The organism is Rhodoferax sp. (genome assembly GCF_018063565.1).
In the GTDB taxonomy this organism is placed as follows: Bacteria; Pseudomonadota; Gammaproteobacteria; order Burkholderiales; family Burkholderiaceae_C; genus Rhodoferax.
The window spans coordinates 1-22,853 of sequence record NZ_JAGPBB010000062.1; the positions used below are offsets into that span (position 1 = coordinate 1).

The 22,853-nt window shown below is 60.4% G+C and carries 23 protein-coding genes and 1 tRNA gene; 19 read left to right on the plus strand and 5 right to left on the minus strand.

Going from position 1 to position 22,853, the window contains the following annotated elements; translation table 11 throughout:
- A partial coding sequence (locus tag KBF66_RS13710; RefSeq protein WP_296657901.1) for an acyl-CoA dehydrogenase family protein occupies positions 1-256 on the minus strand: 256 nt, incomplete at its 3' end.
- Between the two features lie 233 nt (positions 257-489).
- On the opposite strand from KBF66_RS13710, the gene KBF66_RS13715 reads away from it, so the two are divergent.
- From KBF66_RS13715 to KBF66_RS13740, 6 genes are all read left to right on the plus strand, one after another.
- Positions 490-1,395, plus strand: a complete 906-nt coding sequence (locus KBF66_RS13715) for a LysR family transcriptional regulator (protein ID WP_296657903.1) — start codon at positions 490-492, stop codon at positions 1,393-1,395.
- A gap of 114 nt (positions 1,396-1,509) precedes the next feature.
- Positions 1,510-2,637, plus strand: a complete 1,128-nt coding sequence (locus KBF66_RS13720; protein WP_296657905.1) for an alanine--glyoxylate aminotransferase family protein — start codon at positions 1,510-1,512, stop codon at positions 2,635-2,637.
- Positions 2,634-2,909: a DnaJ domain-containing protein gene (locus KBF66_RS13725; protein WP_296657908.1), complete on the plus strand. Its 276-nt coding sequence runs from the start codon at positions 2,634-2,636 to the stop codon at positions 2,907-2,909. Before KBF66_RS13720 ends, KBF66_RS13725 begins: the two co-directional genes overlap by 4 nt.
- Before the next feature lie 25 nt (positions 2,910-2,934).
- On the plus strand, positions 2,935-3,516 hold the full coding sequence (locus KBF66_RS13730) for a hypothetical protein (protein WP_296657911.1): 582 nt from the start codon (positions 2,935-2,937) through the stop codon (positions 3,514-3,516).
- Between the two features lie 4 nt (positions 3,517-3,520).
- The gene (locus KBF66_RS13735; protein ID WP_296657912.1) at positions 3,521-4,267 is read left to right on the plus strand and encodes a hypothetical protein; all 747 of its coding nucleotides are present in this window, start codon (positions 3,521-3,523) and stop codon (positions 4,265-4,267) included.
- A gap of 7 nt (positions 4,268-4,274) precedes the next feature.
- On the plus strand, positions 4,275-5,492 hold the full coding sequence (locus tag KBF66_RS13740; RefSeq protein WP_365732547.1) for a hypothetical protein: 1,218 nt from the start codon (positions 4,275-4,277) through the stop codon (positions 5,490-5,492).
- 21 nt (positions 5,493-5,513) lie between these two features.
- Here KBF66_RS13740 and KBF66_RS13745 read toward each other — a convergent pair whose 3' ends face one another.
- Positions 5,514-5,897, minus strand: a complete 384-nt coding sequence (locus KBF66_RS13745) for a PilZ domain-containing protein (RefSeq protein WP_296657916.1) — start codon at positions 5,895-5,897, stop codon at positions 5,514-5,516.
- 117 nt (positions 5,898-6,014) lie between these two features.
- On the opposite strand from KBF66_RS13745, the gene KBF66_RS13750 reads away from it, so the two are divergent.
- The 9 genes from KBF66_RS13750 to KBF66_RS13790 all read left to right on the plus strand — a co-directional run bounded on the left by KBF66_RS13750 (position 6,015) and on the right by KBF66_RS13790 (position 16,219).
- Positions 6,015-6,104, plus strand: a tRNA-Ser gene (locus KBF66_RS13750).
- A gap of 82 nt (positions 6,105-6,186) precedes the next feature.
- Entirely contained in the window at positions 6,187-7,146 is a 960-nt protein-coding gene (locus tag KBF66_RS13755) for a diguanylate cyclase (RefSeq protein ID WP_296657918.1), read from the plus strand.
- A complete protein-coding gene (locus KBF66_RS13760; protein ID WP_296657921.1) occupies positions 7,143-10,613 on the plus strand; it encodes a response regulator in 3,471 nt (1,156 codons plus the stop codon). Before KBF66_RS13755 ends, KBF66_RS13760 begins: the two co-directional genes overlap by 4 nt.
- Before the next feature lie 52 nt (positions 10,614-10,665).
- Complete coding sequence (locus KBF66_RS13765) at positions 10,666-12,456, plus strand: NAD(P)H-dependent oxidoreductase subunit E (RefSeq protein ID WP_296657925.1); 1,791 nt, start codon at positions 10,666-10,668, stop codon at positions 12,454-12,456.
- Positions 12,453-13,184 carry a 2Fe-2S iron-sulfur cluster-binding protein gene (locus tag KBF66_RS13770; RefSeq protein WP_296657928.1) on the plus strand — a complete coding sequence of 244 codons (732 nt, stop codon included), beginning with the start codon at positions 12,453-12,455 and terminating at the stop codon, positions 13,182-13,184. The genes KBF66_RS13765 and KBF66_RS13770 overlap by 4 nt, the downstream gene beginning before the upstream one ends.
- Entirely contained in the window at positions 13,184-13,792 is a 609-nt protein-coding gene (locus KBF66_RS13775) for an NADP oxidoreductase (RefSeq protein ID WP_296657932.1), read from the plus strand. The genes KBF66_RS13770 and KBF66_RS13775 overlap by 1 nt, the downstream gene beginning before the upstream one ends.
- Before the next feature lie 12 nt (positions 13,793-13,804).
- Positions 13,805-15,310, plus strand: a complete 1,506-nt coding sequence (locus KBF66_RS13780; protein ID WP_296657936.1) for a Ni/Fe hydrogenase subunit alpha — start codon at positions 13,805-13,807, stop codon at positions 15,308-15,310.
- A 68-nt stretch (positions 15,311-15,378) separates the two neighbouring features.
- The gene (locus tag KBF66_RS13785) at positions 15,379-15,879 is read left to right on the plus strand and encodes a hydrogenase maturation protease (protein ID WP_296657939.1); all 501 of its coding nucleotides are present in this window, start codon (positions 15,379-15,381) and stop codon (positions 15,877-15,879) included.
- Positions 15,872-16,219: a hydrogenase maturation nickel metallochaperone HypA gene (locus KBF66_RS13790; RefSeq protein WP_296657941.1), complete on the plus strand. Its 348-nt coding sequence runs from the start codon at positions 15,872-15,874 to the stop codon at positions 16,217-16,219. Before KBF66_RS13785 ends, KBF66_RS13790 begins: the two co-directional genes overlap by 8 nt.
- Here the strand turns inward: KBF66_RS13790 and glgC are convergent.
- The 3 genes from glgC to KBF66_RS13805 all read right to left on the minus strand — a co-directional run bounded on the left by glgC (position 16,216) and on the right by KBF66_RS13805 (position 19,353).
- Complete coding sequence (glgC, locus tag KBF66_RS13795; protein ID WP_296657967.1) at positions 16,216-17,496, minus strand: glucose-1-phosphate adenylyltransferase; 1,281 nt, start codon at positions 17,494-17,496, stop codon at positions 16,216-16,218. The two genes, KBF66_RS13790 and glgC, sit on opposite strands and share 4 nt — an antisense overlap.
- A gap of 287 nt (positions 17,497-17,783) precedes the next feature.
- Positions 17,784-18,779 (minus strand): SLAC1 anion channel family protein, encoded by a 996-nt coding sequence (locus KBF66_RS13800; protein WP_296657943.1) that lies wholly within the window; start codon positions 18,777-18,779, stop codon positions 17,784-17,786.
- A 103-nt stretch (positions 18,780-18,882) separates the two neighbouring features.
- Entirely contained in the window at positions 18,883-19,353 is a 471-nt protein-coding gene (locus KBF66_RS13805) for an isoprenylcysteine carboxylmethyltransferase family protein (RefSeq protein WP_296657950.1), read from the minus strand.
- Positions 19,354-19,556: 203 nt separating this feature from the next.
- Between KBF66_RS13805 and KBF66_RS13810 the strand changes: the two genes are divergently transcribed.
- From KBF66_RS13810 to KBF66_RS13825, 4 genes are all read left to right on the plus strand, one after another.
- The gene (locus KBF66_RS13810; protein WP_296657951.1) at positions 19,557-20,384 is read left to right on the plus strand and encodes an ABC transporter ATP-binding protein; all 828 of its coding nucleotides are present in this window, start codon (positions 19,557-19,559) and stop codon (positions 20,382-20,384) included.
- Positions 20,377-21,273: an ABC transporter permease gene (locus KBF66_RS13815; protein WP_296657954.1), complete on the plus strand. Its 897-nt coding sequence runs from the start codon at positions 20,377-20,379 to the stop codon at positions 21,271-21,273. Before KBF66_RS13810 ends, KBF66_RS13815 begins: the two co-directional genes overlap by 8 nt.
- Positions 21,270-22,229: an ABC transporter permease gene (locus KBF66_RS13820; protein ID WP_296657957.1), complete on the plus strand. Its 960-nt coding sequence runs from the start codon at positions 21,270-21,272 to the stop codon at positions 22,227-22,229. Before KBF66_RS13815 ends, KBF66_RS13820 begins: the two co-directional genes overlap by 4 nt.
- 40 nt (positions 22,230-22,269) lie before the next feature.
- The coding region (locus KBF66_RS13825; protein ID WP_296657961.1) for an ABC transporter substrate-binding protein at positions 22,270-22,853 on the plus strand (584 nt) is incomplete at its 3' end.

Below are 22,853 nucleotides of genomic sequence, written 5' to 3' on the forward strand. Positions count from 1 at the left end.
CAATCAGGCCGTAGGCGACATAGTTCAGACCGGGGCCACCATAGGCTTCGGGGATGGTGGGGCCAAGCAGGCCAAGTTCGCCCATTTCACGAAAGATGGCGGCGTCGGTTTGCTCCTTGCGAAACGCCTCGACCACGCGGGGCTGCAATTTGTCTTGGCAATAGGCGGCGGCGGCCTCTTTGACCATGCGCTCGTCGTCGCTGAGCTGTTGTTCCAGCAAAAAAGGGTCTTGCCAATTGAAAGCGGCGTGTGCCATGAGAGCGCTCCTGTGGGTGGATGAAATGGGCGCATGGTAGCGCCTCGGTGGTTGCAACAACAAACGATTTGTTGTCATACTGAAATGAGTAAAACTCATGAATTAAAAATGTACTCGAACGACATATTGAAGGTTAGCTGCCGCATAGCGCAATATATATAAGTACTTAATGCTATAAAAAAAGCAATCAAATTTCGTTTCTAAAGAATTAATATGTGTATATTAAACACATCATGCGCAGAAAAATACCCTCCCTTCAGGCGCTGGCGTGCTTTGAGGCGGCCGCACGTCACCAGAGCTACACCCGTGCCGCGCAAGAGTTGGCACTGACCCAAGGTGCGGTGTCGCGGCAACTCACCGCGCTGGAAGAATTTGTTGGCGTGACACTGTTCACGCGCACCCGCCATGGTGTGGCCCTGACCGAACGCGGCCGCGACTACGCCGCACAGGTGGCCATACGCCTGCGCGCGCTGGAGCAAGACACGCTCGACGTGATGAGCCTGCCGGGCAAGGCCAGCGTGCTGCATCTGGCCGCCGTGCCGACTTTTGCCACGCGCTGGCTGATCCCGCGCCTGCCCGATCTGAAGCGCCAGCAGCCTGATCTGAGCTTGCACATCGAAACCCGTACCCGCGCCTTCATGTTTGCCGACACACCATTTGATGCGGCGCTATTTGCCGGCACGCCGGAGCAGGTCAGCCAGTGGGCAGGCACACGGGCCGTCAAGTTGCTCGATGAAGTGGTGTTGCCTGTGTGTGCACCCCAATGGTTGCAAGGCACCTCGGGCCTGCCGGCGCAGGCCATTGCGCAGTTGCCCTTGCTGCAGCAAAGCACCCGCATTGACGCCTGGCGGCAGTGGTTCGAGGCACAAGGGGTGGCCGCCCCACAGGCCATGGCGGGCGAACGGCTGGAACTGTTTTCAATGACCATTGCTGCCGCAGTCCACGGCATGGGTTTGGCATTGGTACCGAAGTTGCTGGTGACGGATGAGCTGGCGCGCGGCGATCTGATGGTGGCCTGCGACCAGGCGCTGAGCAGCAAGCGTGCCTATTACCTGGTGTGGCCCGAGCGTGTCGACAGCTCGCCTGCGACGCAAGTGTTTCTGGATTGGCTGATGCAAGCCGTTTCAGCCGAGGGCTGACCCCGGGCCTGCTTGCGGCGCCTGGCGTGTTGCCTGATTTTGTCCACAATCTGAGCCGTACCGGGTGTCGTGCTAAGCTGACACCACTTAGAACACTTCTTCAGGAGACGACCCATGCCCGCACTACTGCCCAACATTGACCCTGACGGCCTGCTTGAGTTTTCGGTGGTTTATACCGATCGTGCGCTTAACCACATGTCCAAGCGTTTTCAGGGTGTGATGCGCGACATTTCCGCTATTTTGAAAGAGGTCTATCACGCGCCCAGTGCCGTTTTGGTGCCCGGCAGTGGCACCTTTGGCATGGAGGCGGTGGCACGCCAGTTTGCCACCGGCAAAAAAGTGCTGGTGATTCGCAACGGCTGGTTCAGCTACCGCTGGTCGCAGATCTTTGACATGGGCCACATTCCCAGCGAGTCCATTGTGCTGAAGGCCCGGCGTGTCAACGACAGCTCGCAATCACCGTGGATGCCCTGCCCGGTCGCGGAGGTGGTGGCGACGATCCGCTCGGAAAAGCCGGCCCTGGTGTTTGCCCCGCATGTGGAAACGTCGTCCGGCATGATGCTGCCCGACGATTACCTGCGGGCTGTCGCCGATGCCGTGCATGAGGTGGGCGGCATGCTGGTGCTCGACTGCGTTGCGTCCGGTGCGATTTGGGTGAATATGGAGTCCACTGGCGTGGATGTGCTGGTCACGGCACCGCAGAAGGGCTGGAGTGGCTCGCCGTGCTGCGCCATGGTGTGTCTGAGTGCCGCGGCGCGCCAGGCCATCGACGGGACGACCAGTTCCAGTTATGCCTGCGACCTGAAAAAATGGCTGCAAATCATGGAGAGTTATGAGGCCGGCGGTCACATGTACCACGCCACCATGCCCACCGATGCGCTGGTGCGCCTGCGAGAGGTGATGCAGGAAACCCGCGCCTACGGGTTCGAAAAGGTGCGAGTCGAGCAACTTGCGTTGGGTGCGGCGGTTCGTGAACTGTTCGAGGGCCGGGGTATCCCCAGCGTGGCCGCTGAGGGCTTCAAGGCGCCAGGCGTGGTGGTCAGTTACACCACCGACCCGGACATTCAGAACAGCAAGAAGTTTCTGGCACTGGGCTTGCAGACGGCGGCCGGTGTGCCCTTGCAATGTGATGAGCCGGCAGACTTCATGAGTTTCCGGGTGGGCTTGTTTGGCCTGGAAAAGCTGCATAACCCGGCGCGCAGTGTGGCGCAACTGGCGGCCGCGCTGGACGCCATGCGATGACCGATCATTACGCCGCCTTGGGGCTGCGCAGCTCAGCGACGCTGGCCGACATCAAGAAGGCCTTTCGTCAGCAGGCGGCGCTGCACCACCCCGACCGCAATGCGGCAGCAGATGCTGCGGCGCGTTTCCGGCGGGTGCAGGAGGCCTACGCGGTACTGGCAGATGCTGACAAACGCAAGGCCTATGACGACAACCGGCAACGCAATCTGCTGGACAACCCGATCGACACCGCGCGTACCCTTTGGCTGGACTACTTTCGTCGACTGGTATGAGCGCTTTATGAACCGAGAGAACACCATGAGCATGTCTGCTTTTTTTCGCGCGCTGCGCAACGCTTACCAGTCCGAGATGGACGATCTGACCTTCGATTCCGAGGGGCGTGATGTTCTGAAAAAACGTCTGCTTGAGAAGCGAAGTCAGATGGGTTTCTTGAGCCAGATGATGGAGACGAACCCCGAAATGGTGGCGGTGGTGTTTCATGGCGGGTTCCACTTTGAGCTACCGGCTGTGATGGAGCAATTGCTTACGCTGGAGTCGGACGAATTCCCGGACTGGGACAGCCTGGCCGATGCGGTGCAGCTGACGCCCTGGGCCAAAGACCTGGCCAACAGCTTTTTGCAGCAGCCGCAGGGTGGCTGGTTCATGACGGTGGCCGCCGCTCTGGAGTATCTGTACAGCCGACCATCACCGCATCACGGCGATAGCACCCATGCCCACGACGGGGCAGCACACGACGCTGCCGATGCGCGCAACCATACCCGCCATCTCGATCACGGTCATGACTTTGACGCTGACGACGAGCACCATCATGCCGATCATGACCATGACGAGGCCAGCGCCGAATGGCTTGAGGGCCAGGGTTTTGACCGTAAGGATTAAGCGCATGAACCACCTCGCTCTCATCGAGAGAACCCAGTCCCTCATTGCCGCTGGCGACATTGTGGGCGCTGAATCCGCGCTGGTTGAGCTGGCTGACAGCCAGGGAGACGGAGCCCTGATGGAAGTGTTGGCCCAGTTGCCAGCCAAAGACGTGCTGGCGGTGATCCGTGAATATGACAATTCCAAGTCCTCCATCATCAACCTGATGTTGACGCCCGAGCAATTTGCGCGGGCTGTGGTGATCGAAAAGCAATACCGTGACCTGACCCGCACCCATCTGCGTGGCATGATGAACTCGGTGATTTTTCGCGACGACGGCGAACCCGTGGACTTTCTCAACGCCATCGGTGAGCTCGAAGGGGGTGCCGAAGCGCTGGCGGATTACTTTGAAGAGAAGTGGAGCCGCATCGAGTCATTTGCGCGATGTGGCAGTTTCGATGCCTCGGAAGACACAGGTGAGCTGATGGACGAGGATGATCTGCGTGCCAACGCCTACGCCCGCGCGCGCATCGATCAGGAAGAGGTGGCCGACCATGACTGGATGCAACTGGCCTGGCTGCTGCGGTACGAATGCCCGGACCTGTTCATCGAAATGCTGGTGGTTCTGCGAGCCAAGGCGCGCGCGTTTGACCTGGGCCAGCAGGATGGCGAAGAAGCCCCTGACGACGATGGCAAAGTGGAAACCCGTGACACCGATCTGGGCAAAGCCACCCCGGCAGCGCTGGAGTCCGACGAAGAATCGGCGATCTGAGAATTACATGACCATGACGTCCCGCACCAGCGAACTTTCTTTGTTTGACGGGCGTCCGTTTTTTGAAAAGGCGCTGCTGTATGGTGTCGAGCACGGGCTGCTTGATCGGGCTCGACTGGATGCCATGGTGCAGGAGGCGCCCAAAGGCATGGTGCAGATTGCCCGTTATTTTGGCAGTGAGTTTTTGCGCCCGGACCTTGAAATGGCCCGCGAGCGGCTGGTCAATCTGGTGAGTCTGCACCTGGAGGACGCCAGTGGCGGCGACTTGCGGGCTGCTGCGGGTTTGCTGCGGGACCACACCCTGTTGTCACGCTCAAAAGCCGGCTCCGACATGCTCAAAGCTCTGATCGTGATGCCGCAGAACACCCATTTCGGCATGAACGAGCGTGGTGGTTTTGCCGACCGCCATGTGCCGCAGCTGGCGCGCTGGTCGCTTGCCAGTTATGCCGAGTACCGGGCGGAATTTGTGGCAAGGCAGCGCGTGGCCCAGGTGGTGGATGCCGCGTTGTGGCTGGCCGCGTATTTCGGTGTGGGGGCAGATGAGTTGCAAGATGCCGAGCCTGATGCCGAGGCGGTCATTCGCACCGCTTTTTTGGTGCAGGCGGTGCGCCGCAAACAACTGCCCGACTGGGTACTCTTTGAGAAAGTGGTGCTGGCCTTGCGCAAGAACGAATTCGCCGCGGTTGCCGCCAGGATCCAATGGCCTCAGAGCTTGCCCGAGCCGTTCAAAGTGGTGGTGGAGCCGGTGCGGTTGTCAGTGCTGACCGATTTGCCACGACTGCTGGACCCACGTTTACCGGTGCGACAGCTGTTTGATCAGACACCGGCTTTCATGGGACGCTATTTCTGGATCGAAGATGCGTTGAGTGAGATCAGCGAACACGACCGCACCCGCTCGTCTGCGTGGCAAAGGCTGATCGGGGGTCATGGCGACGACAGTAGCCTGCTGACCTTGTTCCTGTGTGTCGCTGCGGGCACGACCGCGAAAACCCTGCTGACCGAAAAGGCGGCAGCCACCCTGGTGCGCAAGATCCGCAAGACCGGGTTGCAACCGCAACTGGTCATGTCGTACATCAAAACCCATGCGCCGGTACAGCACCAGCAGGACTACAGCCGCCTGTGGCAGGACTTTGTGGCTGAAGCACAGCCCACGCTGACCAGCGACCGGGACAACAAGCTCACCGAGGCGTTGGCCTTGTTGCGGCGGGAATGTAACGTCGTTTGACGCGTCTCCTGAACCTGGGGTTCAGACGGTGCGCTGGGTGAACAACAGCGACAGTTCGCGGTCCATCAGGTCAGCGTCACCGGTGTTGAGTTCCAGCAGGCGCCTCAACTGCGTCAGGCTTGGCAGATCAATGTCCTCACACTTCATGCCGACGTGGTTGCCTTCCAGGTGCGCGATCCGGCCGGACATTTCGATTCCCTCGCCATCATCGCTGAGTGGCAACAACAGTCGGCACGGCTGTTGTAGCGTCAACGCCATCGAAGTGGCGGTGCGCACCAAGGCACCCTTGAGAGCGATATCGAGCAGCGTGACGTCGAGTGTCTGTTGTGCCAGGTGCAGTGTGACCGGGGCACTGAAGGGAACACGCGAAAAAATTCGTTGGCCGTCTGCCGTAATGGTGTTCATGATGAGATCTTTCAACGGTGGCGTGACAAGTGGTTGCAGTCCAATGTGGTGATGATACGACCTGCTGCCGTCCTGCCCACAAAAACCCACCGTTGGCGGGGTAGAATGCCGCGCTTCGGAAGCGTGGCAGAGTGGTCGATTGCACCGGTCTTGAAAACCGGCAACGTTTTACGACGTTCGTGAGTTCGAATCTCACCGCTTCCGCCAGAAGGCTGGTATAAAAGACAAAATGGCGTGACTCCTCTTGGTCACAATTTCTACGTCGGGTAATTGAAAAAAAAGCACCGCCGTGCATTCTGACGACACCACCATTTCCGAGCTGTTGAACGCGCCGCAGTCCCGGCCGCGGCTGCTGGTGGTCGACGATCAACCGATCAACATTCAGGTGATGTACCAGATTTTCGGCGCGCACTGCCAGGTTTTCATGGCAACCAGCGGTCAGCAAGCGCTTGATTTTTGTCGTGATACACCGCCCGATCTGGTGTTGCTGGACATTGTGATGCCTGGGATGGATGGTTTTGAGGTGTGCCTGGCGCTCAAATCGAACCCTGAGACACGCGATATCCCCGTTATTTTTGTCACTGCGCACACCGATGCCGCCCAGGAAACCCGTGGACTGGAGGTCGGCGCTGTAGACTTTATTTCCAAGCCGGTCAACCCGGCCGTGGTGCGCGCCCGCGTCAAGACACAAATCACCCTCAAGCACCAGTCCGATCTGATGCGCAAGCTGGTTTTCCTTGATGGACTGACGGGGGTCTTCAATCGACGCTATCTGGACCAGCAGTTGGCGGTTGAAGTGGCGCGGGCCTTGCGAAGCCAATCGCCGTTGGCGCTGATCATGCTGGATGTGGATTTCTTCAAACGCTTCAATGACTGCTATGGTCACCAGAGCGGTGATGACTGTCTTCGCACAGTGGCGGCGGTGCTCAGGGAAAGTTTGCGGCGCCCCGCTGATCTGGTGGCGCGTTATGGCGGCGAGGAGTTCGTCTGCGTGTTGCCTGACACGTCGTTCGACAGCGCAATGGCCATGGCCACCCTGCTGGAGCGCAATGTGCGGGGCAAACGTATTGCCCATCTGGATTCGAACTTCCAGGTTGTGACGGCCAGTTTGGGTGTCGCGGCGACCAGTGGCGAGCATCCGATCTCGGTTGCAGAACTGCTGGAAGCGGCTGACCAGCAGTTGTACCAAGCCAAAAACACCGGTCGGGGCCGGGTCTGCGGCACCATGTCGAATGGTCTGCACGCGTGAACAAGAGTGACAAGGCCTCCAACTCGGTGTCCCGCTGGTCATTGTTGCTGGCACGCTGGCTGCCACGCAGCCTGAGTTACCAGGTCATGCTGCTGACGTCAGTCTGTCTGGCGCTGTGCATCATGGGCTACGGCTATTACCGTGCGGTGGAAGAGACGGCATCAACCAAACGCTCGATCACCGCGCAGATGCTCGGGCTGGCGAAGAACCTGGCGACGGTGGATGCCTATTTTTTGCGCTCCAACGATCCGGCCCAGATCGAGACACTGACCTTGCACACGGCCACGGTGGACGGCATTTACTCGGTGCTGGTCACCGACGTCAACGGCAAACCGCTGTCGGAAGTGGTGAACAAGAACGGGGTATGGTCGCCGCGTTTCAATGCAAGCCTGCAGGAGGTACCGGGCAAGACCCAGCCAGACACGATTTTTGAGACCAGACCCCACAGCGCGGCGCAGCGCGATTTTCTCGCCGGAACCGCAGGCACCATGAGTGCCTGGCATCGGATCGGCAGCGCGCAGGACGCCCTGGGGTGGGTGCGTATCAATTACCGGCTCGACACCTTTGATGCGATTGCAGACAGAATCCGCCTGGAGGCGCTGCAAGCGGTGTTGCTGGCTGTGGTGGGCACCGTGGCCCTGCTTTATCTGCTGTTGCGTCCCACCTTGCGTGCCCTCAAAGAGGCCACCGGTTTTGCCGGTCAGCTCAATACCACGCTGGGATCCCGGTTGACGGTGTCACATCTCACCTCGGAGGTCGAGGCCCTGGGTACCGCGCTCAATGCCTTGTCGCAACGCTTGTTGTCAGAGCACACCGAGCTGAGCAACCAGAAGTTTGCGCTGGATCAGCACGCCATCGTCAGCACGACCGATTTGAGTGGCAACATCACCTACGCCAATCAGCGCTTCTGTGACATCAGCGGATATCAGGTGCACGAACTGATGGGGCAGAACCATCGCATTGTGAAGTCGGACGAACACGATGCCGCTTTGTTTGAACAGCTTTGGCACACCGTTTCCCATGGGCAGGTCTGGCGTGGCGAGATCAAGAACCGTCGCAAGGACGGCAGTTTCTACTGGGTGAATGCGACCATCGTCCCTTTGCTGGGGCAGGATGGATTGCCAAGCAGCTACATCGGTATTCGCACTGACATCACTGCGAACAAAGCCATGCAGCAGCATTTGCTGGCAGCGCGTGAGGACGCTGAGGCGGCAATGCGGGCCAAAGGGCACTTTCTGGCCAATATGAGCCATGAGATCCGCACACCCATGAATGCCGTGCTGGGAATGCTCAAGCTGATCCAGAACACCGATTTGACCAAGCGCCAGCTCGATTACATTGTCAAGGCAGACAGTGCAGCACGCTCCTTGCTGGGTCTGCTCAACGACATTCTCGATTTCTCCAAGATCGACGCCGGGAAAATGAGCCTGGAATCACGAGCCTTCCGTGTTGACAAACTCATGCGTGACCTGTCGGTCATCCTGTCGGCCAATCTGGGGGCCAAACCGGTGGAGGTGCTGTTTGATCTTGATCCGGCCGTTCCCCGCGCCCTGATGGGGGATGTGCTGCGCTTGCAGCAGGTGCTGATCAACCTGAGTGGCAATGCGATCAAGTTCACTGCTCAAGGCGAGGTGGTGATCAGCATCCGTGTGACGCAGCGCAACGACAACGGGGTGGGTTTGCGCTTTGCTGTACGCGACAGTGGCATTGGCATCGCGCCGGAAAATCAGAAACATATCTTTGACGGGTTCTCACAGGCAGAGGCGTCCACCACCCGCCGTTTTGGTGGCACCGGGCTGGGTTTGACGATCAGTCGCCGCTTGGTGGCATTGATGGGTGGTGAGCTGAGTCTGGACAGTGAACTGGGGGTTGGCAGCACCTTCGCGTTCACCATCACCCTGCCCCTGGCGCTTGAACATCCGCGTGCGGTGTTGGCGGCGCCATTCTTGCCGGCCAATCTGAGTGTCCTGGTGGTGGATGACAATCCGACGGCGCGCCATGTGCTGGGCGAGATGGCCAAGTCCCTGGGGTGGCAAGCGGACCTGGCATCGGGCGGTTTGCCAGCACTGGAACTGGTGCAAAAACGCCGGGATGCCGCCAAACCGCCCTATCAGGCGGTATTTGTCGACTGGCAGATGCCAGGCATGGATGGCTGGGAGACCATCACTCGGCTGCAGGCCGGCCGCGCCGACGATCGCAGTCCCGTCATTGTGATGGTGACGGCCAACGGACGCGAAATGCTGGGTCAGCGCAGCACCCAGGAGCAAGCCCAGCTCGATGGGTTCCTGGTCAAGCCCATTACCGCGTCCATGCTGTATGACGCGGTCGCCGAAGCGCTGGCTGAAGGTGCACTTGACGCCGCTTCGGCGTCGGCCGTAGAACCTGCGGCACAGCCCTTGCTGGGGATGCGGCTGCTGGTGGTTGAAGACAACATCATCAATCAGCAGGTCGCACAGGAGATGCTTACCCATGAAGGTGCGACGGTCGAACTGGCTGAGAATGGACAGCTCGGTGTGGAGGCCGTGCACCGAGCCTTCGGATGCGGTCAGTCGTACGATGCCGTGTTGATGGACATCCAGATGCCGGTGATGGACGGTTATACGGCCACACGTTTGCTGCGTCAGGACGCTGCGCTGGCCAAGCTGCCCATCATTGCGATGACAGCCAATGCCATGGCAAGCGATCGCGAGGCCTGCCTCGCCGCAGGGATGGATGCCCATATTGGCAAGCCGTTCAAGCTGGCCGAATTGGTGGAGCTGCTGCTGAAGCTGGCGCGCCCGGCGACACGACTGAGTGTGATGGACAACCCCGGTGCGTCGCGCTTGTCGCCAAGCCAGCCACCCGAACCCGCGCTGCCACGGCTGGATGCGGTGGATATGGCGGGTGCACTGGAGCGCCTGGGTGGCAACTCGGCTCTGTATGCGCGTGTCTTGCAGTCCTACCTCAGTGACATTGTCGCCCAGCCGGACCTGCTGGATCAGGCACTCGGCTGTGCCGACTGGTTGACCGCACAGCGGATTTTGCACACCCTCAAAGGACTTTCTGCCACGGTTGGCGCCACCTACATGGCGGCTGTGGCCCGCCAGTCCGAGCTCACCATCAAGGCCATCAGCACACCCGGCTCGGACGCCGACGCGCTGGATATTCATGCATTGGCGGTCGGTTTCCGGGCCGCCGTGTCGGCGACCCAGGCGGTGATGGCCCATGTGGCCAGAACCTGTTTGGCAGATGCAGATGGCACGGTGCCAGCGTCGGATGTGACCGTTGGGGACGGCAAGGATGGACTGCGCCAGTTGTGGGCGTTGCTGAAGTCCTCGGACATGGGTGCATGGGAGGTTTTTGAGCGCTTGCAGCGCCAGGCGCCGATTGCAGATACCCGGGGGTTTGCCACCTTGTCCCAGGCAATGGCCGTTTTTGACTTTGCGCAGGCGGCGCAGGCGTGTGAGGCCTTGCTCAATGAGCGTTAGTCGAGCCTAGAATTCGTTGACAAAAGCTGCCACTGCTCAGGAGGTGCAAATCATGAACACCAAGGTGTTTGAATTGGACGAACTGCTGGATCGCCATCAACGCGCATCGCACCGGTTGGTGCAGATCCTGCGCGAGATTCAGGCCGCCAGAGGGTGGCTATCGCGGCCAGACCTGAGCCATGTGGCCGCCGCACTCAAACTGCCACTGGCGCATGTTGAAGGGGTGGCCGGCTTCTACCATTTCTTTCATCTTGAACCGGTGGGCGAGTACCGCGTGCTGTTCAGCGACAACATCACCGACCGCATGGGTGGCGGCGAAGAGCTGCAACGCCATCTGCGTCACCTGCTCAAGCTGGAGCCTGGTGGCGTGCGCGCCGACGGCCGGGTGAGCGTGGCCTCAACCTCTTGCACCGGCATGTGTGACCAGGGTCCGGCGGCACTTATCAACCACCGCCATGTGGTGACCCGGCTGACGCCGGGACGCATCAAGCACATGGCGGCGTTGATCGAGCAGCAGGTGCCACCCGAACAGTGGCCCGCCGAGTGGTCGCGCGTGGACGATCAGATTCGCCTGGCCAATGTCAAGCTTGGCGCGCAGCCCGAGCCGGGGCAAGGCATTGCCGCCGCACTGGCCCGCGGGCCGCAAGGCATGCTGGAAGACATCAAGCGCAGCAAGCTGCGCGGGCGCGGTGGCGCAGGCTACGCGACAGGCATCAAATGGCAGCTCTGCCGAAATGCAGCGGGCGCTGATCGCTATGTTATTTGTAACGCAGACGAGGGTGAGCCAGGCACTTTCAAAGACCGCGTGTTGCTCAGCAGTTTTGCCGACACCGTGTTTGAGGGCATGACCATTGCCGCCTTTGTGGTGGGCGCCAAGCAGGGGCTGATGTACCTGCGTGGTGAATACACTTATTTGCTAGCACCGCTGCAAGCCGTGCTGGCGCGCCGGCGCGCCAACGGGTTGCTGGGGCAAGGCATTCTGGGGCGAAGCGGTTTTGACTTTGACATCGATATCCACGTCGGTGCAGGCGCCTATGTGTGCGGCGAAGAGTCGGCGCTGATCGAGTCGCTGGAGGGCAAACGCGGCACGCCGCGCATTCGCCCACCGTTTCCGGTCGAGCGAGGTTACCTGGGGCAGCCCAGCACCGTCAACAATGTCGAAACCTTTTGCGCCGCCACGCACATCGCGGTGCAGGGTGGCGTCTGGTGGGCGGGCATTGGCACGGCGCAGTCTACCGGCACCAAGATCCACGCGGTATCCGGCGACTGCGAGCGTCCGGGTCTCTACGAATACCCTTTTGGCACGCGCATTGGTCGCATTCTGGAAGACTGCGGCGCGCGCGACACGCAGGCGGTGCAGGTGGGTGGACCGTCGGGCGTCTGCCTGTCGGCGCTCGAGTTTGGCCGTCGCATCGGCTTTGAAGATGTGCACACCGCCGGTGCCTTCATGATTTTTGACCGCACCCGCGACATGTTTGAAGTGGCGCTGAACTTTGCGCAGTTTTTTGCCCATGAGAGCTGCGGTTTTTGCACGCCCTGCCGGGTTGGCACGGAACTGGTGTTACGCCGGCTGGACAAACTCAAAAAAGGTTATGGTTCGGGGGATGACGTGCAGATTTTGTACGAGCTTGACAAACTCATGCACGGTGCCACCCACTGCGGCCTGGGGGCCAGTGCCTGCAACCCGCTGCGTGACACCATCGCCAAATTCCGACCGGCTTACGAAAAGCACCTCAAGTCACTGCATTTTGCGCCCGGCTTTGACATGGACGCCGAGCTCTCGCAAGCCCGACTGGCCACCGGTCGCGACGACCATGGCGCCCATCTGGAGACATTGGCATGACCGACCACACCCGCATAGACGCCCTGTCGCCCGGCACCTTCACGCTGGACGGCGAAGAGATCGAATTTGGCCCGGGCGACAGCATTCTGCAAGCCGCCACGCGTGCCGGTTATTACATTCCGCACCTGTGCTGGCACCCTGACTTTGCCGCCAAAGGCTCATGCCGGCTGTGCACGGTGCGCATCAATGGGCGTATCGGGGCGGCCTGCGCGGTCAACGCGGCTTCGGGGCAGGAGGTGCAAAGCAATACCGATGAACTCAACGCCCAGCGCAAAACGCTGTTGCAGATGATCTTCATCGAAGGCAACCACTTTTGCCCCTCATGCGAAAAAAGTGGCAATTGCCGTCTGCAGGCCACTGCCTATGACATGGAAATGGAGGGGCCGCACTTCGAGGAGTTTTACCCCAATCGCCAGGTCGACGCCAGTCACCCCGACCTGATGCTCGACCTCAACCGCTGTATCCTGTGCGGTCTGTGTGTGCGGGCCAGTCACGATGTCGATGGCAAGGACGTGTTTGCCATCGGTGGCCATGGCATCCAGACCCATTTGCTGGTCAACAGCCCCAGCGGCAAACTCGCCGACAGTGCCATCGCCACCACCGACCGGGCCGCGCACATTTGCCCGGTGGGAGCCATTTTGCACAAGCGCCAGGGCTTCGCCGCGCCAATTGGTCAGCGCCGCTTTGATGCACGACCGGTCTCACAACAGGTCGGGGAGGAAGCCTGATGAGCCCGATACCCAACCTGCCCAGCCTCCCCAACAGTGCGTTGTCACAAGGTGTTGCGCTGCACCTGCCACGCAAACTCAAGCTCGCGACTGTTTCCTTGGCGGGCTGTTTTGGCTGCCACATGTCGTTTTTGGACATCGACGAGCGGTTGCTGCAATTGCTTGAACTGGTTGACTTTGACCGTAGCCCACTCACCGACATCAAGCAGATTGGCCGTTGTGACATCGGCCTGGTCGAAGGCGGCTTGTGCAACGCAGAAAACGTGCATGTGCTGCGCGAATTCCGCGCCAATTGCAAAACCCTGGTGGCCGTCGGTGCTTGCGCCATTAACGGTGGCTTGCCGGCGCAGCGCAACCAGCGTGATGTGGGGCAAATGATGCGCGATGTGTATTGCCGCCAGACCGGTGGCAGCGTGGGCAACCTGATCCCCAACGACCCCGAATTGCCGCTGCCGCTCAACCATGTGCACCCGATTCACGAGGTGGTACATGTGGACTTCTTCCTGCCCGGCTGCCCCCCCTCGGGTGACGCCTTCTGGGCTTTTCTCAATGACCTGCTGGCAGGGCGCACGCCGCACCTGCCGCACGGCCTGATCCATTACGACTGAGGACGCGCTGCCATGAGTTTTGATCTGGAAACCGCTGCCAATCCGCAAGGCCTGCGTCGCGTCGCCATTGACCCGGTGTCGCGTGTCGAAGGGCACGGCAAGGTCACGCTGCTGCTGGATGATGCCAATGTGGTGCAGCAAGCGCGACTGCACATCGTCGAGTTTCGTGGCTTTGAGAAATTCATCGAAGGCCGTCCCTACTGGGAGGTGCCGGTGATGGTGCAGCGCTTGTGCGGCATCTGCCCGGTGTCGCACCACCTGGCCGCCTCCAAGGCATTCGACCGGGTGCTGGGGGCGGTACCGGTGCCCGCCAGTGCGGATCGGGTGCGCCGCCTGATGCACTATGGGCAAATGCTGCAGTCCCACGCGCTGCACTTTTTTCATCTGTCCTCGCCCGACCTGTTGTTTGGCTTTGACTCGGGCGTGGCGCAGCGCAATATTGTGGGGGTGGCCAAGGCGCACCCCGACATCGCCAGGAAGGGCATTTTGTTGCGCAAGTTTGGCCAGGAGATTATCCGCATCACCTCGGGCAAACGGGTGCACGGCACGGGCGCGGTACCGGGTGGTGTGAATAAACTGGTGACGGCACAGGAGCGCGATGCCCTCAAGGCCGAGTTGTCGCAAATGCTGGCCTGGGCGCAAGACTCGGTTGACATCGCCAAGCAGCTGCACGCGCAAAACCCGGCGTTGTACAACGCATTTGGCAGTTTTCGCTCCAACCTGATGTCCATTGTCCGCGGCGACGGTGCCATGGACCTGTACGACGGCGTGCTGCGCGTGCGCGACGACCACGGCAAGATTCTGGCCGACGGTGTTTCCGACCAGAATTACCTGGATTTGATTGAGGAAGAGGTTCGCTCCTGGAGCTACATGAAGTTCCCGCACCTCAAAAGCCTGGGGCGCGAGCTGGGCTGGTACCGCGTCGGGCCGCTGGCGCGGGTGCAAAACTGCGACTTCATCCCGAGTCCACGGGCAGAAGACGAGCGCCAGGCTTTTGTGGCTTGGGGGCAGGGCGATCTGGTGAACGGTTCGCTGGCTTACCATTGGGCGCGCATGATCGAACTGTTGCATGCGGTCGAGGTGATTGGCGAGCTGCTCGACGACCCGGCGCTGCTCTCGGGTGACATGGTTAGCACGGGTGTGCGGGGTCGGCACGGCGTGGGCATCATCGAAGCGCCGCGCGGCACGCTCATCCATGACTACGACGTCGGCGACGACGACCTGGTGACCCGCTGCAACCTGATTGTGTCGACCACCCATAACAACCAGGCCATGAACGAGGCCGTGCGCTCGGTGGCCCGAGAGCACCTCAGCGGCCACGAGCTGACCGAAGGGCTGCTCAACCACATCGAGGTGGCCATCCGCGCCTACGACCCCTGCCTGTCGTGCGCCACCCACGCGCTGGGCCAAATGCCGCTGGATGTGACCTTGCTGGCGGCCGATGGCACCGAGCTCGACCGGGTACAAAAAGCTGCTGCCGGTGGTTTGAGTCGCGCTGCCGTTTGCTCATTGTTATAAGCTAAATTGGCATCTACCGCATATTGGATAAGCGTAACGCGCTCTATTATTGAAAGTAATTTTCAGACTTGTACCCCATAATCAAGGCACAGCACAAGCCAATTCTTGTATTGGCCTGGGGCAATATGAGCCGTGGCGACGACGCGCTGGGGCCGATGTGTCTGGCTGGCTTGCAGGCGCTGCTCGCCCCGCACCAACTGCAGCAGGTTGACTTTCTGGACGACTACCAGCTGCAGGTGGATTACGCACCTGATCTACTTTGGCGCCGCGTGGTGCTGTTCATCGACGCCAGCCTGACGGCTGCCGCCCCGTTTGAAGCCTACGCGTTGCAGCCGCAGCGCGACACCAGTTACAGCAGCCACGCGGTCTCAGCCCCATCGCTGCTGCAGGTGTTTGAGGACGTCTACGACCAAAGCGCTCCGGCCGCCACGATGCTGGCCATTCGCGGTGAATCGTTTGAATTGGGCGACCCGCTCAGCGTGGCAGCACAAACCCATTTGCAAGCGGCACAGGACTGGGCGCTGACCTGGGTTGCCCAACAATGTGCGCAGGAGCTGAGCGATGCATGAAGCCAGTCTGGCCGGGGGCATTTTGCAGCTGGTCGAAGACGCGGCGCGGCGCGAGAATTTTCGGCGCGTGAGTTTGTTGCGCATCGAAGTGGGACAACTGGCCAATGTGGAGTTGACGGCGTTGCAGTTTTCTCTGACGGCGATTGCCCCAGGCACGGTACTGCACGATGCGCAGTTCGAGTTTGAGCAGCCGCCCGGTCAGGCGTGGTGCATGGCCTGCAGTGTGACGGTGCCGATGCCGGAGCGCGGTACCTCTTGCCCCCATTGCGGCGGCTATCAGCTGCAGGCGACAGCCGGCACCAGCCTGCGTGTCATAGACATGCTGGTGCAGGACGACTAACGGATCGTCACGCTGCACTGGCCCAGCATGGCTTCGGTGACCAGGGTGATGCCGGAGTCGGTGACATGGAAGCGTTTCCTGTCCTCGTCGCGGTGCACACCGATGTGAGTGCCTTCCGGGATGACACAGTTTTTGTCAAGGATGCATTTTTTGAGGATGCAGTGGCGTCCGATGTCAACGTTGGGCAGCACGATGGACTCTTCGACCAATGAATAACTGTGCACCCGAACGCCAGAGAACAGCATCGAGCGGCGCACTGTGGCACCGCTGATGATGCAGCCACCGGAGACCATGGCGTCCACGGCCTTGCCCCGCCGGTGGTTGTCGTCAAACACAAACTTGGCAGGCGGACTTTGCGGTTGCCAGGTCCAGATGGGCCAGGACTCATCGTACAGGTTCAGGTCAGGCGTGACCTGAACCAGGTCCATGTTGGCTTCCCAGTAGGCGTCCAGCGTGCCAACGTCGCGCCAGTAGTGTGGCTTGCCGGGTTCCGTGACGCAGCTCTCGGCAAAATTTTGCGCAAAAGTGCGGTAACGTTTGACACAGTGCGGAATGATGTCTTTGCCGAAGTCGTGGCTGGACTTGGGATCATCGGCGTCACGCAGCAATTGTTCATAAAGGAAACGTGCGTTGAATACGTAAATGCCCATGCTGGCCAGGGCCATGTCCGGGTTGCCAACCATGGCTTGTGGATTGGCCGGTTTTTCCTTGAATTCGACGATGCGGTCTTCTTCGTCGACCGACATGACACCAAAGGCCTTGGCCTCTTTGAGTGGCACTTCGATGCAGGCCACGGTCAAGTCGGCCTTTCGCTCCACATGTGCGGCCAGAATGCGACCGTAGTCCATGCGGTAGATGTGATCGCCTGAGAGGATCAGCACATAGTCCGGGTTGGCGTGACGGATTTCCCGCAGGTTCTGAAACACGGCATCAGCCGTGCCCTGATACCAGTGTGAGTCGTCCACCTGCTGCTGGGCCGGCATGATCTCGATGAACTCGCCCAGCCGGCCATCGAGAAAGCTCCAGCCCAACTGCAGGTGGCGGATCAGGCTTTGTGCTTTGTATTGGGTGGCCACGCCGACACGGCGCACGCCGGAGTTGACGCAGTTGGACAGGGTGAAGTCGACGATGCGGAATTTGCCGCCAAAAGGCACCGCCGGTTTGCTGCGCCAGTCGGTCAACTGGTGCAGTCGACTTCCGCGGCCGCCGGCCAGGATCATGGCGAATGTATTGCGCGTCAACTGGCTTATATACCGGGGATCACGGGTGCTGCGCATACCGAAACTCGATGCATCAAAGTCTGCCATTTTCACGCTCCCAAAAAAGGTTTAGCCCTGTCGAAGCAGTCACACCTCGGTGAGGTGGCCGCCCCAATTTTACGCGCCAGGCATCAATGATCCATGGCATTCCGGGACCGCACGTCAACCCGTTTTCTTATCAAAAAATCCGAAAAAAAGTGCTCAAGCCCTTTCGGGTCAATGATTAATTGCTATGGAAATTAAAAATACATCCACAGCACACCGGCCCGGCAATGCCTGGCTTGCCAACGATTGGGTAAACACATCTATTCCGGCACACAGATCTGGCCACGCCGCATGGCGCGCAAGGTCAACAGGCTCAACAGGGTCACCAGGAGCGCGAGAAATACAAGCAATATCTGCGCCAAGCCGGTGAAGAAACTGCCGCCCAGCTTTTCGGCCATCACCAGGGTGGCGATCGTCATGGCGGCCATCGGAAACGAATAGGCCCACCACGGCAAGGCAAACTGCAGCTTCCAGAAATAGCGGATCTGTGAAAACAGCAATACGGTGATGAACAGCGCGAAATAGTACAGAATGCGCGCCGTGTCGTCGATGCTGCCGTTGTGCAGCCTGACCCAGGCGATAAAACCGACTGCTGGCGGCGCTATCAAAATAAAGAGCGTGGGCAGCAGTTTGCTCGGAATCATCGGGTGAAAAAAGAACCGGTTGAGCAGCACCGCCAGCAGCGGAATCCACATCACCAGACCGATACTGAAGTAAAACCATGACACTTCAGGGAACCCCAGTGGAACGCCAGCAATGGGCACCAGAATATTCCCCACAATCGGAATGAACCAGGCCGGGTTGCTGTGCTGCACCTGGAATTTCTCGTGGTGCATCCAGTTCGACAGAATGGCGAGCGTGAATGCCAGCTGAACCGCGGCACCCAGGGCCCACAAATACAACGCCAGTTGCGGCGCATGCCCCATGGCAGCGATCGACAGAAGGATCATGCCAATTGACATGGCGGGGAAGAAGCTCATGCGGATCGGATGATTGAATTCACTGATGACATGTTGGCGGTGCAGCATGAACTTGCTCAGATAAGCCAAAGCAATCAATGCGTACACCAGTGCAGTCAGTCCAAGCATGATGCCGCTGGGTGCAACAGACCAGGCCCAGAGGTGTTCGGCTTTTTCCAGTGCGATGGTCGTGCCTGACAAGCCCATGACGATGGCGAACATGGACACCGGCATGTGAGCCAGGCGCCCCTCCGGGGTCGGCGACGATGCTGGGGTGGCGGCGGTTTTGGTGGTCATCAAATCTCCAGTATTTCACTCAAGTTTTCAATGATACATCCCCGGGTATAGCTTGATCTGTGACCTCCGTCACTAAGCAGTTGACAGCGCAGCGGCTGTTAGGCTAGAGCAGCCAGGGTACAAATCGCTTGCACTGACGACAGTAGTCCTGGTACTGTGGATGATGCAGGCGCAGCCAGCGCTCTTCCATTGAGGATTTGGCCAGCAATACGCCAAAGAGTCCAAGCCAAACCAGCCATGCGGTTGTCGAACCAGGCACACACGACAGCGCTGCAGCACTCAGCAAGACCGTGGTGTACATGGGGTGTCGCATCCAGCGGTAGGGACCGGTGGTCACCAGCACACCGTTGGACTTTGGCTCGGGATGGATATTGAAGTTACCCAGGCGGTTGTGCAAAAGGGTCCAGCCACCCAACACCGCTGACAGCAACAGCAGCAAGGCAACTTCCACACCCAGGCGCCCTTGCGACAATTGTGGCAAGGCCATTGCCGCCAGCCACAACAGCAGCCCGAACTGCAGCACCACCAGCGCCGAGCCGGCGATTTGTCGTAGGTAATGCGAGGAAACAGACATGGATGGGATGCTCGATTGTCGGCAGCCCCGGATTGTCATCCAGCCACGCCAAAGCGGGTCGCTGCCGTAGGCTTCTTGTCACCGCTTGAAGGGCAACCATCGTTTTGGCACGAAACTCGCTTGAATTCGTAATAAGTTGACCAGCTGGTTAGTTTTTTGGCGACAATGCCCGGTTTTGGTGCGACCGACTCGAAGTTTGATCCATGAGCCATTCTGAAGATTCATCCGTTCTTGGCCGAATTGACCCGCCTGCCCAAGGTCGGTTGGCGGTTGAAATTCGCCATGCCAGCGTGGTGTACCCCACCGCCGACACGCCGGTGCACGCGCTGGAGAAAATTGATTTCAACATCCACGAAGGCGAGTTTGTCGCGTTGATCGGTCCCTCGGGTTGCGGCAAGACCACGCTGATGCGTGTCATTGCCGACTTGGAGCACATCAGCGCGGGCCAGGTGCTGGTCAACGGCGTGAGCCCGCACGAGGCGCGACTGGCGCGCGCTTACGGCTACGTGTTTCAGGCGCCGGCCTTGTTTCCGTGGCGCAATGTGCTGGCCAATGTGACGCTGCCGCTGCAAATTCAGGGGCGCAACAAGCACGACGCCCGCGCCATCGCACAAGAGCACCTGGAGCGCGTGGGCCTCAAAGGCTTTGAGCGCAAATACCCCTGGCAGCTCTCGGGCGGCATGCAGCAGCGCGTGTCGATTGCGCGCGCGCTGTCGTTTGAGCCCAAGATCCTGATGATGGACGAGCCCTTTGGCGCGTTGGATGAAATCACCCGCGACCGCTTGAACGAGCAGCTTCAGCAGCTATGGCAGAAAGAGCGCCGCACGGTGGTGTTTGTGACCCACTCGATTGCCGAGGCGGTGTATTTGTCGACCAAGATCGTGGTCATGTCGCCGCGCCCTGGGCGCATCGTCAAGGTCATTGAATCCCCCTTGCCTGACGAGCGCCACCTGGGCCTGCGCGACACGCCCGAGTTCATTGCTGTGGCACACGAGGTGCGCGAGGCGCTGGCAGACGGTCACCATGACTAAATCGCCGAGCTTTTGGCAAAAAATAGGGCAACAGTCCATGCCCGTGCTGGTGATGCTGTTCTGTTTATTGGTGCTTTGGTACCTTGGCGCCATCTGGATGAACGCCGCCGGTGCGATTGAGCGCGTGCTGCCCTCAGACGCGCCCTGGACCTGGCAGCAGCTGGTGGCCGCCACGCTGGACATGCAGCGCCCGGTGCTGCCCACACCGCACCAGGTGGCACGCGACTTCTGGAGCAGCCTGGTGGACTGGCCGATCGACTCGCCGCGCAACCTGCTGTTTCATGTGGCCGTCACCGCCGAGTCCACGCTGTGGGGCTTTGTGCTGGGCACAGCCTTGGGGCTGGGGCTGGCGGTGCTGATCGTGCACTCGCGCACGCTGGACCGCGCCTTGCTGCCCTGGATCGTGGCCTCGCAAACCGTGCCGGTGCTGGCGATTGCGCCGATCGTGCTGGTGATACTGGGCAGCCTGGGCGTCTCGGGCGTGGCGCCCAAGGCGGTGATTGCCATGTATTTGTGCTTTTTCCCGGTCACCGTCGCCATGGTGCAGGGGCTGCGCTCGCCACAAAAGATCGAGACCGAAATGCTGCACACCTATGCCGCCAGCCGTTGGCAGGCGCTGTGGCTGCTTCGACTGCCCGCGTCGCTGCCGTTTTTGTTCCCAGCCCTGCGCGTGGGTATCGCCGCCGGGCTGGTGGGTGCGATGGTGGCCGAGCTGCCCACGGGTGCGGTGGCGGGCTTGGGTGCGCGACTGCTGACCGGCTCGTACTACGGCAACACGGTGCAAATCTGGTCGGCGCTGGTGATGTCGGCGCTGTTGGGTCTGGCGCTCACCGCAGCGGTGGCCGGTGTTGAGCGGCTGGTGCTAAGCCGCCGTGGGGGCCAGGCATGACGCGGGCGCTGATGACGGCACTGTCGTTTGCCGTGGCCAGCCTGGCCGGGGCGATGCTGTTGTTTTTGCACCCAGCCGCTGTAGGTCAGTTGCCAGAGGGTGAAACACCTGGTCTGCTGTTTTGGGCGGCCACGCTGCTGGTTGCCGTGGTTGCGGTGCAGTCGGTACGGCTGATGGCGGCACTCGACGGCAGCCGCTGGCTGGGCACGGCCACGGCTGGCCTGTTTGGGCTGTGGGTGCTTTATTTCTGGCAGGTCCTGGTGGTGGCGTTTGAGGTACCGCGCGTGCTGCTGCCGCCACCCAGCCTGATCGTGGCAGCAATGGGCGAACACAGCGATGTGCTGTGGGGCGACTTTGTGCAAACCGTGCTCAAGGCGGTGCTGATCGGCTGGGGCCTGGGCTCGGGCCTGGGGTTTGCCGTGGCGGTGGCCATTGACCGCCAGCCGTTTTTGCAACGCGGGCTGCTGCCCCTGGCGTCGCTGACCAGCACCGTGCCGCTGGTGGCGGTGGCGCCCATTGCGGTGATGTGGTTTGGCTTTGAGTGGCCGTCCAAAGCTGCGGTGGTGGTGTTGATGACGTTTTTCCCGATGCTGGTCTCCACGCTGGCGGGTCTGAAGGCGGCAGGCAAGCTCGAGCGTGAGCTGATGTACAGCTACGCCGCCAGCTACACCCGCACGCTGCTGGCGCTGCGCCTGCCCAGCGCCATGCCGTTTATCTTTGGCGCGCTCAAGGTCAATGCCACGCTGGCGCTGATTGGCGCGATCGTGGCCGAGTTTTTTGGCTCGCCCACCGCCGGGCTGGGCTTCAGGATTTCTACCGAGGCCTCACGCATGGCCATGCCGTTGGTGTGGAGCGCGATTGTGGTCGCCGCCGTCACCGGGTCGCTGGCCTACGCCGTATTGGTACAGTTGGAGCGGCGTGTGGCGTTTTGGCACCCTTCGGTGCGCGGTCATTAATTAGTTGTTCGTCTTTCTCAACCCCCAAGGAGCTTCTCCCATGACTCGTTCTTCTCTGTTCTCCAGTTCCGTGATGGCCGCCGTGCTGGCCGTATGTGGCGCGGGCGCCAGCATGAGCGCCACGGCCGCTGACAAGGTCACCGTGCAGCTCAAGTGGCTGCCTCAAGCCCAGTTTGCCGGCTACTACGTGGCGCAAAGCAAGGGCTATTACAAGGAAGCCGGGCTGGACGTGACCATCAAACCCGGCGGCCCCGACATTTCGCCGGTGCAGGTGATTGCCGGCAACGGTGCCGACGTGGTGGTGAACTGGATGCCCGACGCACTGGCCGCACGCGAAGCCGGTGTGCCGCTGGTCAATATTGCCCAGGTGTTCAACCAGTCGGGTTTGATGCTCACTTGCAAAAAGGCCAGCGGCGTGGCCAGCCCGAAAGACTTCAAGGGCAAGACGTTGGGCGTGTGGTACGGCGGCAACGAGTACCCGTTCCTCAATTGGATGGCCAAACTGGGCTACAAGCCGGGCACCGACATCAAGATTCTGAAACAAGGCTTTAACGTCGACCCGCTGTTGCAAAACCAGGCCGCGTGCATCTCGACCATGATTTACAACGAGTACTGGCAGGTGGT